The sequence below is a fragment of the Peribacillus sp. NPDC097197 genome, from assembly GCF_050278025.1.
Taxonomy (GTDB): domain Bacteria; phylum Bacillota; class Bacilli; order Bacillales; family DSM-1321; genus Peribacillus.
The window spans coordinates 105290-121774 of record NZ_JBNNST010000005.1; the positions used below are offsets into that span (position 1 = coordinate 105290).

Below are 16485 nucleotides of genomic sequence, written 5' to 3' on the forward strand. Positions count from 1 at the left end.
CAAGAAAAAGAGTGGCTCATATGGGTCACTCTTTTTCTTGCATGTTTTTATTCTACCACCAAGTAGACAAGCATATATATTGAGCATGTATGAAATGGAGGTGCCTGTTTTTGCGTGTTTCAAATGTTACCGTCCGAAAACGGCTCGCAATCGCATTGGCAATAGGATTAGTCGTCTTTTTTATCATTGACATTCGCCTAGGGATCGTTCAGTTTTATCTAGGAAATGATTTGACAAGCTTAGCTAAGGATTCGTGGAGTAGGAATATCCCCTTTGAAGCCAAACGTGGTGAAATATTGGATCGAAATGGAGTCGAGTTGGCAACGAACATCTCAGCACCGACAGTATATGTCATCCCACGACAAATAGAGAATCCAAGTGAAACCTCTGAACAGCTAGCTTCCATATTGAATATCACGAAGGAGAAAGCCTTTGAATGGTTAACCAAACCGGCGATGAGCGCCAGGATTCCCGAGGGAAGGAAAATTTCTCATGAAAAGGCAAAGGAAATCAAGGCCCTCGGCATAAAAGGTATATATATCGCGGAAGACTCCAAGCGGCATTACCCATTCGGTGAGTACTTATCACATGTACTGGGGTTCACAGGCTCGGATAACCAGGGATTGATGGGAATCGAACTATCGTATGATAAGGAACTTAATGGAGAAAGAGGGTTTGTGAAATTTTATTCGGATGCAAAAGGGAAAAGACTTGAGAATATGGCGGATGATTTCAAGGCTCCAGTAGACGGAGATAATTTGAAACTGACGATTGATAGCCGAATTCAGACCATTGTGGAACGGGAACTGGATAATGCGGAGGCCACTTATGATCCAGATGGACTCATAGCCATTGCAATGGATCCGAAGACGGGCGAAATACTGGCCATGTCAAGCAGGCCCACCTTCGATCCAGCGAAATTCCAAGATGTACCTGCAGAAGTATATAACCGTAACTTGCCGGTATGGAGCATTTATGAGCCAGGTTCAACTTTTAAAATCATCACCCTTGCCGCTGCTCTAGAGGAAGGAAAGGTGAATCTACAAAACGACCATTTTTATGATCCCGGCCATGTGGAGGTTGCAGGTTCTACATTGCATTGCTGGAAAAGCGGAGGTCATGGTGACCAAACTTTTCTGGAAGTCGTAGAAAACTCATGCAACCCGGGTTTCGTTGAGCTAGGGAACCGGCTTGGTAAAGATAAATTGTTCCAATATATAAATGATTTTGGTTTCGGTCAAAAAACGGGCATTGATTTATCTGGGGAAGGTAGGGGGATCATGTTCAATATGGATCGTGTTGGTCCCGTTGAACAGGCAACCACGGCTTTTGGACAAGGTGTTGCCGTCACGCCCATCCAGCAGGTCACGGCTGTATCGGCAGCTGTGAATGGAGGGACACTATATACCCCTTATATTGCAAAAGAATTGGTCGACCCGAAAACGGGGGAAGTGGTCATGCGGAAAACCCCACAGGCAAAAAAAAAGGTGATTTCCGAAGAAACCTCGAAGAAAGTTCGGGAAGCACTTGAATCCGTTGTGGCAAAAGGAAGCGGTAAGGGAGCTTTCGTGGAATCGTATCGGGTCGGGGGGAAAACAGGAACAGCCCAAAAAGCCGAGAACGGGAGATATTTAGACAATAATTATATACTCTCATTTATTGGTGTCGCCCCAGCGGATGATCCCCAAATCGTCGTGTATATCGCTGTGGATAATCCGAAAGGGACCGTTCAATTTGGTGGTGTGGTCGCTGCCCCGATTGTTGGGAACATCATGGAGGATTCACTAAGGGCGATGGGTGTCAAACCGAGGAAAAACCAGATTGAAAAAGAAAAAGTCTGGACCGATCCGGTGATGATCGAGGTACCAAATGTTGTTGGAATGAGCAAAAAAGAGTTACAAACCCAACTTCTGGACCTTAAGATAGACATGGCCGGTAAGGGGGATAAAGTCATAAAACAAGCTCCTGATGCAGGAGTGAAATTAAAAGAAGGTTCAACAATTAGAATTTATCTTGGCGAACAAACAGAATAAGTATAAAATAAGAATAGTGAAAAGCGGCTGAAAAAAATCAGCCGCTTTGTTTACGGAGTCGATTAAACCCCGTATAATAAAAGCTGGTTTCTCGACAAGCCAAAACTAATCACATATAATTAATCCTCAAATTAAGTTGAGAGGGATGGAAAAATGAAGCTTCACGCATTACTAACTTATTTACACTCCTTGGATGCGCATGAAGGAGAAAATCCGGAGATTACCTCCATTGAAAATGATAACCGTAAAGTTAAAGACGGAAGTTTATTCGTTTGCATAAAAGGTTATACAGTGGATGGTCATGATTTTGCCCAATCAGCCGTAGAAAATGGCGCTGCAGCTGTCATTGCTGAACGACAGCTTAACTTAAATGTACCTGTGATTGTTGTCCGTGACTCAAGTAGGGCCATGGCCGTTCTCGCTGATGCATTTTACGGTCACCCAACCCAAAGGATGAACCTGATAGGAATCACCGGTACGAACGGAAAAACGACCACAAGCCATTTGCTTGAAAAGATTTACGAAGATCAAAAGAAAAAAACGGGCTTGATCGGTACGATGTATACAAAAATCGTCGATAAAGTATTTGAAACGAAGAATACGACGCCAGACAGTGTCACGCTTCAGAAGGCTTTTCATGATATGGCTGAAGCTGGTGTCTCAACGGCCATCATGGAGGTCTCTTCGCATGCTCTTGAACTTGGCCGTGTTCATGGATGTGACTTTGATATAGCAGTATTCACTAACTTAACGCAAGATCATTTAGATTTCCATAAAACGATGGAGCGATATAAACATGCGAAATCATTGTTATTTTCCCAGCTGGGCAATGCGCAATTGGAAAATCGCCCTAAATATGCAGTCCTAAATGCGGATGATGAAGCAACAGCCGATTTTATTAAGGCGACTGCCGCTACAGTTGTTACATACGGAATTGATAAAGATGCTGACATTAGGGCGAGTGATATACAGATTGGCGCTCAAGGCACGACTTTCACTTTAACAGCTGGCAGGGATATACGTAACGTTAAGTTGCAGTTAATTGGGAAATTCAGCGTTTATAACGTCCTTGCTGCCATTGGCGCGGCTTTGTGTGGGGGAATTAATCTAGATGAGACCATAGCATCAATTGAATCAATAAAGGGTGTTACTGGTCGTTTTGAGCTTATTATGGCGAATCAGGATTTCCCCGTCATAGTTGATTATGCGCATACACCAGATAGTCTTGAAAATGTCTTGAAGACCGTAGGGGAGTTTGCAAAAAGTAAAATTTTCGTGATTGTAGGTTGTGGTGGGGATCGGGATAAGACAAAACGGCCCATCATGGCAGCGATTGCCTGCAGATTGGCAACTGACCCTATATTCACTTCCGACAATCCGCGCAGCGAGGATGCATTGCAAATCCTTCGTGATATGGAAGCGGGAGTTGAAGGAGAAGAATATACGGTGATAGTGGACCGAAGAGAAGCGATTGAGTATGCCGTTTCAAAAGCCGAAGCGGGAGACGTCATTTTAATTGCAGGAAAAGGGCATGAAACTTACCAATTGGTCGGAGATGCCATCCTTCACTTTGATGATCGTGAAGAAGCAGAAAAAGCAATTCAAACAAAATTGGGTGCAAATTAATTCACGCCCGCCAAACAAAGAAATAGCAACAAGGATAATGTATATTTGAATTGTGTTAGGAATGAGGGAGTAGGAATGTTGGAACAAGTAATTTTTTATACAATTTTGATGGCATTTTTAGTAACGGTTCTTCTATCACCAATCTTCATACCGTTTTTAAGAAGGCTGAAATTTGGGCAAAGTATCAGGGAGGAAGGCCCACAATCCCATCTAAAGAAGACAGGAACGCCTACTATGGGCGGATTGGTGATTCTATTATCAGTCACCATCGCCACATTAGTTATGACATTTAAATTTTCAGAACCATCCACTGAAACGTACTTATTATTATTCGTTACCTTAGGATTTGGTTTACTAGGGTTCTTGGATGATTTTATCAAAGTCGTCATGAAACGGAACCTAGGCTTGACTTCAAAGCAAAAACTTCTAGGCCAAATCGTGATATCCGTCATTTTTTACTTCGTTTTCAAACAGACTGACGGCTTCAACCCTGAATTGACGATTCCAGGTACTGATTTTTCCATTAATTTTGGTTGGGCGTACCTAATTATCGTGATTTTCTGGTTGGTAGGTTTTTCTAATGCCGTCAATTTGACTGATGGATTGGATGGTCTCGTTTCAGGAACGTCCGCGATTGCTTTCGGTGCTTTTGCCATACTTGCTTGGAGCCAGTCACAATACGACGTGGCGATATTCTCAGTGGCAATCGTCGGCGCAGTCTTAGGCTTTCTAGTCTTTAATGCCCACCCAGCAAAGGTGTTTATGGGGGATACAGGATCGCTAGCCTTAGGGGGAGCGATTGCTACGATTGCTCTATTAACCAAACTTGAATTGCTGTTGGTCATTATTGGTGGAGTCTTCGTCATTGAAACTCTATCCGTCATTTTACAAGTAGGATCGTTTAAGCTTAGAGGTAAGCGTATTTTTAAAATGAGCCCGCTTCATCATCATTATGAGCTTTCTGGCTGGTCTGAATGGCGCGTGGTCGTGACGTTTTGGACAGTTGGATTATTGTGTGCGGTACTCGGAATCTATTTAGAGGTGTGGATATAAATTGAAAGAGACAGAAAAATACTCAGAGAAAAAAGTTTTGGTATTAGGTTTGGCAAAAAGCGGAGTCACGGCAGCTTCGCTTCTACATAAATTAGGTGCGTTCGTAACAGTCAATGATATGAAGCCACTATCGGAAAATCCGGAAGCACAAGGGCTTCTTGAACAAGGGATAAAAGTCATTTGTGGCAGCCACCCGATTGAGCTATTGGATGAGGGATTCGAATTCATTGTGAAGAACCCAGGCATTCCTTATAGCAACCCGCTTGTTAAGGGTGCAATGGAGAAAGGCATTCCGGTCATCACAGAGGTAGAACTCGCTTACCAAATAAGTGAAGCACCATTTTTGGGAATCACGGGTACAAATGGGAAAACGACCACTACTACGTTAATATTCGAAATGATGCAAGCTGGTAAGAAGTCACCACTTATTGCTGGAAATATTGGAACGGTAGCATCCGGTGTTGCTGAAAAGGCAACAGCTGCAGATACGATCGTCATTGAATTGTCATCCTTCCAATTGATGGGAATTGAAGAGTTCCGGCCAGAAATCTCAATCGTGACGAATTTGTATGATGCCCATTTGGATTATCATAGTTCCAAACAAGAATATGCTGAGGCGAAAGCGGCGATTGCAAGAAATCAAACGGCTTCTGATTTCATGATTTTCAATGCAGATCAAGTGGATGTTAAAAACATGACCAAGAAGACGAAGGCAGAACTTGTACCATTTTCTACAGAAGTGAAGCATGAGAATGGGGCCTATGTAGAAGACGGAGCCGTGTATTTTCGCGGTGAAAAAGTGATTGCCGTTTCGGATATTGCCCTCCCGGGAAAACACAACTTGGAAAATGTGCTGGCGGCTATTTCTGCAGTGAAGTTGAAGGGTGTGTCTAATGAGGCCATTCATACCGTTTTGACGACTTTCGGCGGTGTGGAGCACCGTCTGCAATATGTTGCAACGATTGAAAAACGTAAATTCTATAATGACTCCAAAGCGACGAATATCCTTGCAGCATCCAAGGCGCTTACTTCATTCACGGAACCGGTTATTTTGTTGGCTGGCGGATTGGACCGAGGTAATGAATTCGACGAGTTGAAACCGGCTATGAAACACGTCAAAGCGGTCATCACATTTGGTGAAACGGCAGAAAAAATTGAACGGATAGCTAAAGAATTAGGAATAACCCATATCAAACGTGTCGATAATGTAGTAAAGGCCGTACCTGTTGCTTTTGATTTATCGAATGAAGGCGACTGCATCCTCCTCTCTCCTGCTTGTGCAAGCTGGGATCAATATAAAACTTTTGAACAAAGAGGAGACATGTTTATGGAGGCTGTGCATAAACTTAAGTAAGAGCTTTCGCAGAAGGAAGTGAACCTGCTTCTACGTTGACACCTTGAAAAAAAAGCGATAATGAGCCGTTATCGCTTTTTTTTGACTTAAGTGCCGCTAAAAAAGTGGCATATCAGGTAGTGTTTTATATTCGTACAGGCTCGAAAAACTTCCTAGAGGTGAATGTCCGTGCCATTAAAAAAATCCAATCCTGATCTTATTCTCATTATCGTCACCTTAAGCCTTTTGACAATAGGTTTAGTTATGGTTTACAGCGCCAGTGCAATTTGGGCAGACTATAAATTCGATGACTCCTTTTATTTTGCTAAAAGACAGTTGCTGTTTGCCTGTGTAGGTGTCGTAGCCATGTTTTTTATCATGAATGTCGATTACTGGACATGGCGTACTTGGGCCAAATTGCTAATTATTATCTGCTTCATCTTACTGGTGGCCGTTTTGGTACCAGGTATCGGGATGGCAAGAAACGGGTCCCGGAGTTGGATTGGCGTGGGAGCTTTCTCCGTACAGCCGTCCGAATTCATGAAGTTAGCGATGATTGCTTTTTTAGCTAAGTTCTTATCGGAAAGACAAAAACTGATCACTTCCTTTAAAAAAGGGATGATGCCATCGTTGGGCATTGTATTTTTAGCATTTGGGCTTATCATGTTACAGCCTGATCTCGGTACAGGAACAGTGATGGTTGGAACATGTATCGTGATGATTTTTATTTCAGGTGCGAGAATCAGCCATTTTGTTGGCCTAGCCCTACTCGGAGTAGCTGGTTTTGTCGGCCTTATTTTATCGGCCCCATATAGGATAAAACGGATTACCTCCTTCCTCGATCCTTGGGAAGACCCGCTCGGAAGTGGATTTCAAATGATCCAGTCGTTTTATGCAATCGGCCCCGGTGGGTTGTTCGGCCTCGGATTAGGACAAAGTCGTCAAAAGTTTTTCTATTTACCAGAACCGCAAACCGACTTTATATTCGCGATACTATCTGAAGAATTAGGGTTCATTGGAGGTTCACTTGTGATTTTATTATTCGCTCTCATGCTATGGCGTGGGATACGAATCGCCCTTGGTGCGCCAGACTTATACGGTAGCCTGGTAGCGGTCGGGATCATTGCAATGGTAGCTATTCAAGTCATGATCAATATTGGCGTGGTCACTGGTTTAATGCCGGTTACCGGTATCACCTTGCCGCTATTAAGTTATGGTGGCTCCTCCCTGACACTCATGTTGATGGCCATTGGCGTACTGCTGAATATCAGTCGGTATTCAAGGTTTTAAAGCAAGATGATATACATTTCTTAAAGAGGAAGCCCGTCATAAAATCGGGCTTCTTTTTTGGTGGAATGGATGGATTGGAATGGTTGCCGGTGATTTGCCCGGCCCCGTATGAGAAGATTTTGAAAAAAATGAAATGGTGCTTAAATATTACCAAAGAGGAATGTGGGGATATCTACAATAAATATTGGCAATACGGCCTTGTTTAGACTATAGTATAAGAGGGTTCGACCGAAGAGGCGCTTACTCTTGCTCATTTTCAAGTTAAACAAAATAGTGTTTTTGATATTGCATAATTAGAGGCCTCATTACGGTGGGGAAATGAAACTTATAATGTTAAAATCTAGGTGCACAAGGAGGTTAATCATGGATAAAGCGATACAACAATTAACCGACATGCAAATCGGCAAGATACTGGAACATGAGCCACTTGCTAATCATACGACAATGAAAATTGGTGGACCCGCGGATCTATTCATCGAGCCATCCTCCATTGAAAATATTGAAAAAGCGATGAAGGTCATCAAAGATAATAATTTGCCATGGAGAGCAATAGGAAGAGGTTCAAACCTCCTTGTCAGCGATGATGGAATCGAAGGTGTGGTACTGAAGTTAGGTAAAGGTCTGGATCATCTTGAAATCAATGGGACGGAAGTGAAGGCTGGAGCTGGTGTTTCCCTTGTAAGTTTATCAGTGAAGATTAGTAAAAAGGGATATGCCGGGCTGGAGTTTGCCAGTGGAATTCCAGGTTCCGTTGGTGGTGCTGTGTATATGAATGCAGGTGCACACGATTCGGATATGAGTGCCATCCTTAAGCAAGTGCATGTCCTATTTGAAGATGGAACCTTGGCTTGGCTTTCTAAGGAGGAAATGGAGTTTTCGTATCGAACATCTCTCCTTCAAAAGAAAAAACCTGGTATCGTGCTGGAGGCCATCTTTCAATTAGAAGAGGGTAACCGAAGTGAAATCGTCGAGAGAATGCAGAATAACAAAAACTATCGTAAAGATACCCAACCATATAACTTGCCATGTGCTGGAAGCATTTTCAGGAATCCACTGCCAAGACATGCAGGAAGGTTAGTGGAGGATGCTGGCCTTAAGGGGCATTCGATAGGCGGGGCCCAAATTTCCCCTATGCATGGAAACTTCATCGTCAACACTGGTAATGGAAGTGCGGCAGACGTGGAAGCTCTGATTCAACACGCGAAGGATACGGTATATAGCAAGTATGAAATTGAATTGGAAACAGAAGTAGAAATCATCGGGAGAAAACAATAGGATATTCATTCTTTATATCCAAATATTGTGGTATAATGTGTTACTTGAAAAATTCTATTTCTTATTTTTTGGTGAGTGTCACCAATCATCCATTTTAGGAAGAGGTGAAATAGGTGGAAAAGGGGAAAATCGTTTCCATTGAGGACCGCATTCCTAAGCTAAAGCAAATTAGAAAGAGCAAAGCAAATAGACGACTTGTTCTTTTGCTTTCCCTTTTCTTCATTTTGGTTGCTTGTGTATTATATTTTTTATCCCCGCTAAGCTATGTGAAGTCCATAAAGGTAGAGGGAAACCAGTATATTACTTCTAAGCAAATTATTAAATTAAGTAACATCAAGAAAGACCGAAGCATCTGGAAAGTTGACACGGGAGAGACTGCCGCCAACATAAAAAAAAATCCGGATATAAAAAGTGCCAGTGTTGTACCTGTTTTTCCTAATTCCGTTAAAATAACGGTTTCTGAGCATACTAGAATTGCCTATTTATCCATGAATGGTAAATTTGCTCCGATATTGGAAAACGGTGACATCCTAAAAGAGTTAGAGAGTGGTGAAAATCCAGTATTTGCCCCTGTTTTAATTGGTTTCAAAGAGGGTAAAGCATTAAAGTTACTTTTGGAGGAACTGGACAAGCTTCCTGTGGCCATACAAAATGCTATTTCCGAGATTCACCATGACCCGACTAAAACGGATAAATACCATATTGTTATGTACATGAATGATGGATTTGAAGTTAGTGCGACAAGTCGTACTCTATCTGAGAAAATGATACACTATCCATCCATTATCAGCCAATTGGATCCCGAGGTAAAGGGAGTCATCGATCTAGAGGTCGGTTCCTACTTTAAAGCCTTTGATGAGTCTGAACAAAAGGAAGACGAGCCGGAGTGAATCCGTTGCTTTAACAACAATGATTGAACTAAAGTTAGCGTACATTTTCGGAAAAGAATAAGTGTTTGACCAACATAGAAAAGGCAAGTACAGGATGACCGAATGTAATACGTTTTTAGCTAAAAATGGAAGTGGATAATGTGGGTCTGCAGTGATTTTGCTGATAGTGCCAGTAAAAATGAGACTCCAAGAACTATACATATATGGGTCCTTCTCCGCCTTTAATGGGATAGGGGACCATGCCCCAACTGGTTGATTCTCTTGAGTGCTAAAATCCATGGATTTTAGTTGGACCTGATATTCATTTTTGTAGTCTTTGTTGCATGCGGAATTTTTAATGTGGGGAGTTGCGGGGACGTTTCAAACTTCCCGTGAAGATGTGGTATTGGCCGTTGTATTCTTATTTAATAATAGTTTTATCTGCAAGTTTGACTTTTCTAGGTGTACATCTTGGTGTAGACTTGTATTTAGCTGGAATCTTTGTATTTACGTGTGAAACTTTCAAAATACGGGTGAAATTCAAAGGGCACAGTTGGATAAGAGATTTTTTTCTGAAAAAAATGGAAAAAATCTATATTATTAGAGGGAATTGCGGTATAAATGCCGAATAGATTAAGTCAGTATTAAGTTTAGGTAAGACATTTAGATACCAAGAGACGAACGATAACTATTATAAAGATTGTAAACCTACGAGTTTTCTCTTAATAATACGAGATGACACTTTATTATAATATTAGCGAGTTGTAATTAGGTCTGTTATTCTAAAATGAATAGGTCTTTTGATAGGATAATGCTATTCTACTAATATATGTATAAACTGAAGGAGGTGCCATGGAATGAACAGCAACGAAATCTACGTAAGTCTTGACATCGGTACATCCAGTGTAAAAGTAATCATTGGGGAAATGGTCAATGACACATTAAATATCATAGGCGTAGGAAATGTAAAATCAGAAGGGCTAAAGAAAGGCTCCATCGTCGATATAGATGAAACAGTCCAATCCATTCAAAAGGCCGTAGAGCAAGCTGAACGAATGATAGGAATGGAAATCAAAAAAGTGATCGTCGGTATCAGCGGGAACCACGTAACGCTTCAGCCTTGCCATGGGGTAGTAGCCGTATCTAGTGAAAATAAAGAGATTAATGAACACGATGTATTCCGTGTTAGAGAAGCCGCTGAGTTAATTACCATACCATCGGACCGGGAAATTATCGATGTGGTGCCGATTCATTATAAAGTTGATGAGTTGGATGAAATTAGCGATCCAAGGGGCATGATTGGCGTCCGTCTGGAAATGAGAGGCATATTAATAACAGGTCTGCGGACAATTTTACATAATTCCTTGCGGTGTGTGGAACGAGCAGGGTTAGAAATAACGGATATTGCCCTTCAGCCATTGGCAGCAGGTGGGCTGGTTTTATCGAAGGATGAAAAGGAACTTGGAGTAGCGCTTGTCGATATTGGGGGAGGTTCTACCACTCTAGCGATTTTCGAGCAAGGCTATCTACAATATACTTCCGTGATTCCTATAGGCGGGGAGACGCTTACAAAGGATCTCTCCATTGTACTAAGGACTACCATGGAGGAAGCTGAAAAAATTAAAATTAAGCATGGCCATGCCTTTTATGATGATGCGTCAGAAGACGAAGTATTCCAGATACCAATCATCGGCAGCGACCAGCAACAACCATGTAACCAGCTGATGCTCTCAGATATAATTGAGGCGAGGTTGACCGAAATTTTCGAGTTAATACAAGATGATTTGAGAAGACTTGGTTTTCAGGAAGTACCGGGAGGGTTCGTATTGACCGGTGGGGCCGTTAAGATGCCAGGAGTACTGGAACTTGCTCAGTATGTATTCCAAAATCGTGTCAGGACAGCCGAACCAAATTATATTGGTGTCAGAGAACCGCAATATACGACAGCTGTCGGTCTAATTAAACATGCGTGCAAGAAAGAGAGAATGCAAAAGAACACCACAAATAAAACTCCTGTACCAGCTGGTCAGGCACAAGAGAATAATGACCAGCGGAGCCAGAAGTCCTCTCAGAAACATAAAGAGAACACGGCTAAAAAACAAGGTGAAAAAGGTGAATCGAAATTCAAAAAAATCTTGGGTTACTTTTTTGAATAAAAACAAAAAATCGGGAATTTCGTCAAAATAGGAGGATTGTCATGTTGGAGTTTGATTCTAATTTAGAACAATTAGCAACGATAAAGGTTATAGGTGTTGGCGGCGGCGGTAACAATGCGGTAAACAGAATGATCGAACATGGTGTACAAGGTGTCGAATTTATTTCTGTCAATACTGATGCGCAGGCACTTAATTTATCAAAAGCAGAAGTTAAAATGCAAATCGGCGGTAAGCTTACTAGAGGATTGGGTGCTGGTGCGAATCCTGAGGTAGGTAAAAAAGCGGCAGAAGAAAGTAAAGAACAAATCGAAGAAGCGCTAAAAGGCGCTGATATGGTTTTCGTAACGGCTGGAATGGGCGGCGGAACTGGTACGGGTGCTGCCCCAGTTATCGCGGGTATTGCTAAAGATCTTGGTGCACTGACAGTTGGTGTCGTTACACGTCCTTTCACGTTTGAAGGACGCAAACGTGCAACCCAGGCGCAAGGTGGCATTGCCTCCATGAAAGAATCGGTCGATACGCTTATCGTCATTCCGAATGACCGACTTCTTGAAATTGTTGATAAAAGCACACCTATGCTTGAAGCATTCCGTGAAGCGGATAATGTCCTTCGTCAAGGGGTACAGGGGATTTCAGATTTGATCGCTGTTCCTGGTCTTATTAATTTGGATTTTGCCGATGTTAAGACCATCATGTCAAATCGTGGATCGGCCCTGATGGGTATCGGGATCTCCTCTGGAGAAAACCGTGCCGCTGAAGCAGCTAAAAAAGCGATCTCCAGTCCGTTGCTTGAAACGTCCATCGATGGGGCTCAAGGGGTTCTATTGAATATTACTGGTGGAACGAACCTAAGTTTATTCGAGGTCCAAGAGGCAGCCGATATTGTGGCCACCGCTTCTGATCAAGAGGTAAATATGATTTTCGGTTCTGTCATCAATGAAAACTTAAAGGACGAAATTGTTGTTACAGTTATTGCGACGGGATTTACCGAAGCTGAAACGTCCATGCGAGCTCCGGGTCGTTCTACACTTGGACAGCAACAACAGCAAACGAGACCTCAAACACAAGCGCCTACACCTAGTGTAAATCGTGAAGTGAAGAGAGAAGAAGTGAACGAACAGCCTACAAGGAATAATAATCAAGGACAAGGTGAGGAAGCTTTGGATATTCCAACCTTCCTACGCAATCGTAATAGAAGGCGTTAATCTGAAAGAGAAAAGGTCGTTCCCTATGGGAGCGGCCCTTTTTTTGCTTTTTTCGGAAAGATGTTTCGATTGATTATTACTGGTTAATCGCCATATGGACTTTTAAGGCCCTAAGAGCTGCTCTCCACCTGTTTGAACCGTTGGGCTATGCCCTGATCCATAAAATTCATGAAAGGACGTAAAGGCGGCTGGAATGGATAATGGATTTCCAACTTGAATTTGGAGATGGTCCTTTATAACAATGGAACTCTGAGAAGAGAAGCTGAAAGAAATTCTATCTTCTACAACCCATAAATCGACAGCTTTAAATGAAGGAGCGTAACTGGTATGAAGCAGTCTTGAAAAAATCAATAGCTGTTTTTCTACAAAAAGGCTAAAAAAGACTGAAAAACTCTTAAGTTTCCTGTACAAAAAGTGACACACTTTCTATTATCAGGTGCGTTATACTTTTTGCTAGTGGAAGGTTAGATTCTAAAAGGAGGGGTGAGTGTTTGACCTTATATTTAGATGTGATTTGGTTATTGAATTGGTTATTTGACTGCCTCCTCTTATATTGGACTGCAATCATTCTCAAACGGCGGGTCGCCCTTTGGCGGGTTTGTGCCGGCGGGCTGATAGGTTCTCTAATCATCGTATTGGCATTTACCCCTTTTTACGCAATGGCTGACCAATTTTATATGAAAATCGCATTTTCTCTTTTTATGGTCCTGGCCACCTTTGGGTTCATCAGATTCAACCTTTTCCTGAAGTCATTAGCCACTTTATACTTTGTCACGTTTTTATCAGGTGGGATCCTCCTTGGCCTTCACTATCTATTCGAATATCAAATCGTTTCCAAAAACCCTGGTCAATATGCCGGAATCAATCGTTTTGGTGACCCCGTCAGCTGGATTTTTGTGATGGTTGGATTCCCGCTTGCCTGGCAATTTTCCAAGCGTACTCTAGAAGAAATGGAGATGACAAAACTAACGCATGAGCAACTGGTGTCAGTCACGGTGAAAGTATCAGAGTTTGAAGGGACTTTTCAGGGGCTTGTGGACAGTGGGAATCAATTATATGATCCAATAACCCGTTCGCCTGTTATGATCATTTCACTTTCTGGAGATGAAGCTGGAATCCCTTCGGATATGGTTGAATTGTTCAAGAATCCGGACATCCTGGTCCGACAGGAAGAACAGCCTGAATATACATGGACGGGCCGTATGCGCGTAATTCCATATAAAGTGGTGGGGCATGAACATCAATTGCTAACGGCCATCAAGCCGGACTTCATTAAAATATCCCAAGGGGAAAACGAGTATCAAGTCAAGCAGGGCCTTGTGTCGTTTACCTTTCAACAACTTTCTGCGGACAATAGCTATCAATCTATCGTCCATCCAAAAATGTTAACCGGGATTCCGGTGAAAAATGCCTCATAACATTTTGCTCTTTCAATTTGGCTCCACAATTCGTCTATTTTAGAAGGGAGAATTATTTTGAAGAAATTTATTCTTCGGCTCACCTATTTTTGGTACAAACTCTTGTTCAAGCTCGGATTGAAGACGGACGAAATATTTTATATAGGAGGAAGTGAGGCGCTCCCGCCCCCACTTTCAAAAGAAGAAGAGGCAATATTGATCAATAAGTTACCAAAAGGCGATGAAGCTGCCCGCTCTATCTTAATCGAGAGGAATCTAAGGCTTGTCGTCTATATTGCAAGGAAATTTGAGAATACGGGAATCAATATCGAAGATTTAATTAGCATTGGGACCATTGGCTTGATTAAGGCAGTCAATACATTCAATCCCGAGAAAAAAATCAAACTTGCTACATATGCTTCGAGATGCATCGAGAATGAAATATTAATGTATTTAAGGAGAAATAATAAAATCCGTTCGGAAGTTTCTTTTGATGAGCCCTTGAATATCGATTGGGATGGAAATGAACTCCTGCTCTCAGATGTTCTGGGGACTGATGATGACATCATCACTAAGGATCTAGAGGCGAATGTGGATCGGAAGCTACTGACGAAAGCCCTGACGCAGCTCTCTGATCGTGAAAAACAAATAATGGAACTTCGATTTGGACTTGCTGGCGGAGAAGAAAAGACGCAAAAGGATGTTGCGGATATGCTCGGGATTTCCCAATCCTATATTTCAAGGTTGGAGAAAAGAATTATTAAACGGCTAAGAAAAGAATTTAATAAAATGGTGTAAAAAAATATTTCGAGTATAAAGCTTTTGAGACCGTACTTTCTTGTGCTTGGATGAAGAGATGTTTTGATTTTTCAAAAATACCCTATGCATATTTTTCCCTCCCGCGGAAATACTGTTTTTTGTACAGCACTCCTGTGAGGAGGGAAGAATTTTGTCTCGTAACAAGGTTGAAATCTGCGGTGTGGATACATCGAAATTACCGGTTTTGAAAAATGATGAAATGAGAAAACTCTTTAAAGAATTGCAAGGTGGCGAGCTTTCAGCAAGAGAGAAACTGGTAAACGGGAATCTTCGACTCGTTTTGAGCGTCATTCAACGCTTTAACAATCGGGGAGAATATGTAGATGATCTATTTCAGGTAGGCTGTATAGGGTTGATGAAATCGATAGATAATTTTGACTTGGGTCAGAACGTAAAGTTTTCAACGTATGCTGTACCAATGATTATTGGAGAAATCAGAAGGTATCTTCGTGATAATAATCCAATACGTGTTTCCCGGTCTTTAAGGGACATTGCTTATAAAGCATTGCAGGTTAAGGAAAAACTTATCAGCCAGACTTTACGTGAGCCCACAGCTGAAGAAATCGCCAAAGTGTTAGGATTACCGCACGAAGAAATTGTTTTCGCGTTAGATGCAATCCAAGATCCAGTATCCCTTTTCGAACCGATTTATAATGATGGCGGGGATCCGATTTATGTACTAGACCAATTAAGTGATGAAAAAAATAAGGATAGTACCTGGATTGATGAGATAGCCATAAACGAAGGGATGAGACGGTTGAATGACCGTGAAAAAATGATCCTTCGTAAACGATTTTTCCAAGGGAAGACCCAAATGGAGGTAGCCGAGGAAATCGGCATTTCACAAGCTCAAGTCTCCCGCTTGGAAAAAGCGGCAATCAAGCAAATGAATAAAAACATTCAACAGTAAAAGCTGAGCACGAGTGACAGTTGACTGAAGCGGGTAAGGGATGATTCTCTTGCCCGCCAATCAGCAACCTAGCCGTAGCGGCTTTTTTTTTAGTTTGCTCAAGCCACTGCATAAAGACCTTTATTTCCCGATTCCTTCATTCTTGAACAAAACCAGTCATATACATAAAAAAAGGTTTTTTATCTGGAGAAACACATTTCAGGAGGAGCTGAATGGCGTGACTAGAATTTCTGAATTTCAAATTAAGGATATCGTCAATATAGCAGATGGAAAGAAATTGGGGAATATGACAGACTTAGAAATCAATACGGGGACGGGAATGATTGAAGCAATCATTGTTTCGAATAGTACCAGGCTAATGGGCTTTTTTGGGAGGGAGCAAGATATCGTGATTCCTTGGCGAAAAATAAAAAAAATTGGGGCGGATGTCATCCTTGTCGAACATCAGACGATATTTCAAACAGAGCTGAAAGATGAACGGTTATAGGGGTACCTTTAGAGGGTATTAGAGGGATATTT

At 41.9% G+C, this 16485-nt stretch carries 14 protein-coding genes; all 14 read left to right on the forward strand.

Annotated elements, in window-relative coordinates; translation table 11 throughout:
- Window positions 1-110 precede the first annotated feature (110 nt).
- The 14 genes from ACQKL6_RS08795 (at window position 111) to ACQKL6_RS08860 (ending at window position 16453) form a co-directional block, all read left to right on the forward strand.
- Window positions 111-2033, forward strand: a complete 1923-nt coding sequence (locus ACQKL6_RS08795) for a stage V sporulation protein D (RefSeq protein WP_402868170.1) — start codon at window positions 111-113, stop codon at window positions 2031-2033.
- A 153-nt stretch (window positions 2034-2186) separates the two neighbouring features.
- The gene (locus tag ACQKL6_RS08800; protein ID WP_402987775.1) at window positions 2187-3659 is read left to right on the forward strand and encodes a UDP-N-acetylmuramoyl-L-alanyl-D-glutamate--2,6-diaminopimelate ligase; all 1473 of its coding nucleotides are present in this window, start codon (window positions 2187-2189) and stop codon (window positions 3657-3659) included.
- 75 nt (window positions 3660-3734) lie between these two features.
- Entirely contained in the window at window positions 3735-4712 is a 978-nt protein-coding gene (mraY, locus tag ACQKL6_RS08805) for a phospho-N-acetylmuramoyl-pentapeptide-transferase (RefSeq protein ID WP_402868174.1), read from the forward strand.
- 1 nt (window position 4713) lies between these two features.
- Window positions 4714-6066 carry a UDP-N-acetylmuramoyl-L-alanine--D-glutamate ligase gene (gene murD, locus ACQKL6_RS08810; RefSeq protein ID WP_402987778.1) on the forward strand — a complete coding sequence of 451 codons (1353 nt, stop codon included), beginning with the start codon at window positions 4714-4716 and terminating at the stop codon, window positions 6064-6066.
- Between the two features lie 162 nt (window positions 6067-6228).
- A complete protein-coding gene (gene spoVE / locus ACQKL6_RS08815) occupies window positions 6229-7335 on the forward strand; it encodes a stage V sporulation protein E (protein WP_402956202.1) in 1107 nt (368 codons plus the stop codon).
- A gap of 363 nt (window positions 7336-7698) precedes the next feature.
- Window positions 7699-8610 (forward strand): UDP-N-acetylmuramate dehydrogenase, encoded by a 912-nt coding sequence (murB, locus tag ACQKL6_RS08820; protein WP_402956204.1) that lies wholly within the window; start codon window positions 7699-7701, stop codon window positions 8608-8610.
- Between the two features lie 113 nt (window positions 8611-8723).
- Window positions 8724-9500: a cell division protein FtsQ/DivIB gene (locus ACQKL6_RS08825; protein WP_402987781.1), complete on the forward strand. Its 777-nt coding sequence runs from the start codon at window positions 8724-8726 to the stop codon at window positions 9498-9500.
- Window positions 9501-9877: 377 nt separating this feature from the next.
- Window positions 9878-10111, forward strand: a complete 234-nt coding sequence (locus ACQKL6_RS08830; protein ID WP_402868183.1) for a DUF1290 domain-containing protein — start codon at window positions 9878-9880, stop codon at window positions 10109-10111.
- 225 nt (window positions 10112-10336) lie between these two features.
- On the forward strand, window positions 10337-11635 hold the full coding sequence (gene ftsA / locus ACQKL6_RS08835) for a cell division protein FtsA (RefSeq protein WP_402868185.1): 1299 nt from the start codon (window positions 10337-10339) through the stop codon (window positions 11633-11635).
- Window positions 11636-11676: 41 nt separating this feature from the next.
- On the forward strand, window positions 11677-12840 hold the full coding sequence (gene ftsZ / locus ACQKL6_RS08840; RefSeq protein ID WP_402868187.1) for a cell division protein FtsZ: 1164 nt from the start codon (window positions 11677-11679) through the stop codon (window positions 12838-12840).
- Window positions 12841-13331: 491 nt separating this feature from the next.
- On the forward strand, window positions 13332-14258 hold the full coding sequence (spoIIGA, locus tag ACQKL6_RS08845; RefSeq protein WP_402868189.1) for a sigma-E processing peptidase SpoIIGA: 927 nt from the start codon (window positions 13332-13334) through the stop codon (window positions 14256-14258).
- Between the two features lie 57 nt (window positions 14259-14315).
- On the forward strand, window positions 14316-15035 hold the full coding sequence (sigE, locus tag ACQKL6_RS08850; protein ID WP_230158218.1) for an RNA polymerase sporulation sigma factor SigE: 720 nt from the start codon (window positions 14316-14318) through the stop codon (window positions 15033-15035).
- A 109-nt stretch (window positions 15036-15144) separates the two neighbouring features.
- The gene (gene sigG, locus ACQKL6_RS08855; RefSeq protein WP_402868568.1) at window positions 15145-15966 is read left to right on the forward strand and encodes an RNA polymerase sporulation sigma factor SigG; all 822 of its coding nucleotides are present in this window, start codon (window positions 15145-15147) and stop codon (window positions 15964-15966) included.
- Window positions 15967-16183: 217 nt separating this feature from the next.
- Window positions 16184-16453, forward strand: a complete 270-nt coding sequence (locus ACQKL6_RS08860) for a YlmC/YmxH family sporulation protein (protein WP_402868193.1) — start codon at window positions 16184-16186, stop codon at window positions 16451-16453.
- Window positions 16454-16485: the final 32 nt, after the last annotated feature.

What these genes read in the sequence shown, in the direction of transcription:
- ACQKL6_RS08830 (WP_402868183.1), top strand. Translation starts at nt 9,878, where the DNA reads ATGTGGTATTGGCCGTTGTATTCTTATTTAATAATAGTTTTATCTGCA.
- murB (WP_402956204.1), top strand. Translation starts at nt 7,699, where the DNA reads ATGGATAAAGCGATACAACAATTAACCGACATGCAAATCGGCAAGATA.
- ACQKL6_RS08800 (WP_402987775.1), top strand. Translation starts at nt 2,187, where the DNA reads ATGAAGCTTCACGCATTACTAACTTATTTACACTCCTTGGATGCGCAT.
- ftsZ (WP_402868187.1), top strand. Translation starts at nt 11,677, where the DNA reads ATGTTGGAGTTTGATTCTAATTTAGAACAATTAGCAACGATAAAGGTT.
- spoVE (WP_402956202.1), top strand. Translation starts at nt 6,229, where the DNA reads ATGTCCGTGCCATTAAAAAAATCCAATCCTGATCTTATTCTCATTATC.
- ftsA (WP_402868185.1), top strand. Translation starts at nt 10,337, where the DNA reads ATGAACAGCAACGAAATCTACGTAAGTCTTGACATCGGTACATCCAGT.
- mraY (WP_402868174.1), top strand. Translation starts at nt 3,735, where the DNA reads ATGTTGGAACAAGTAATTTTTTATACAATTTTGATGGCATTTTTAGTA.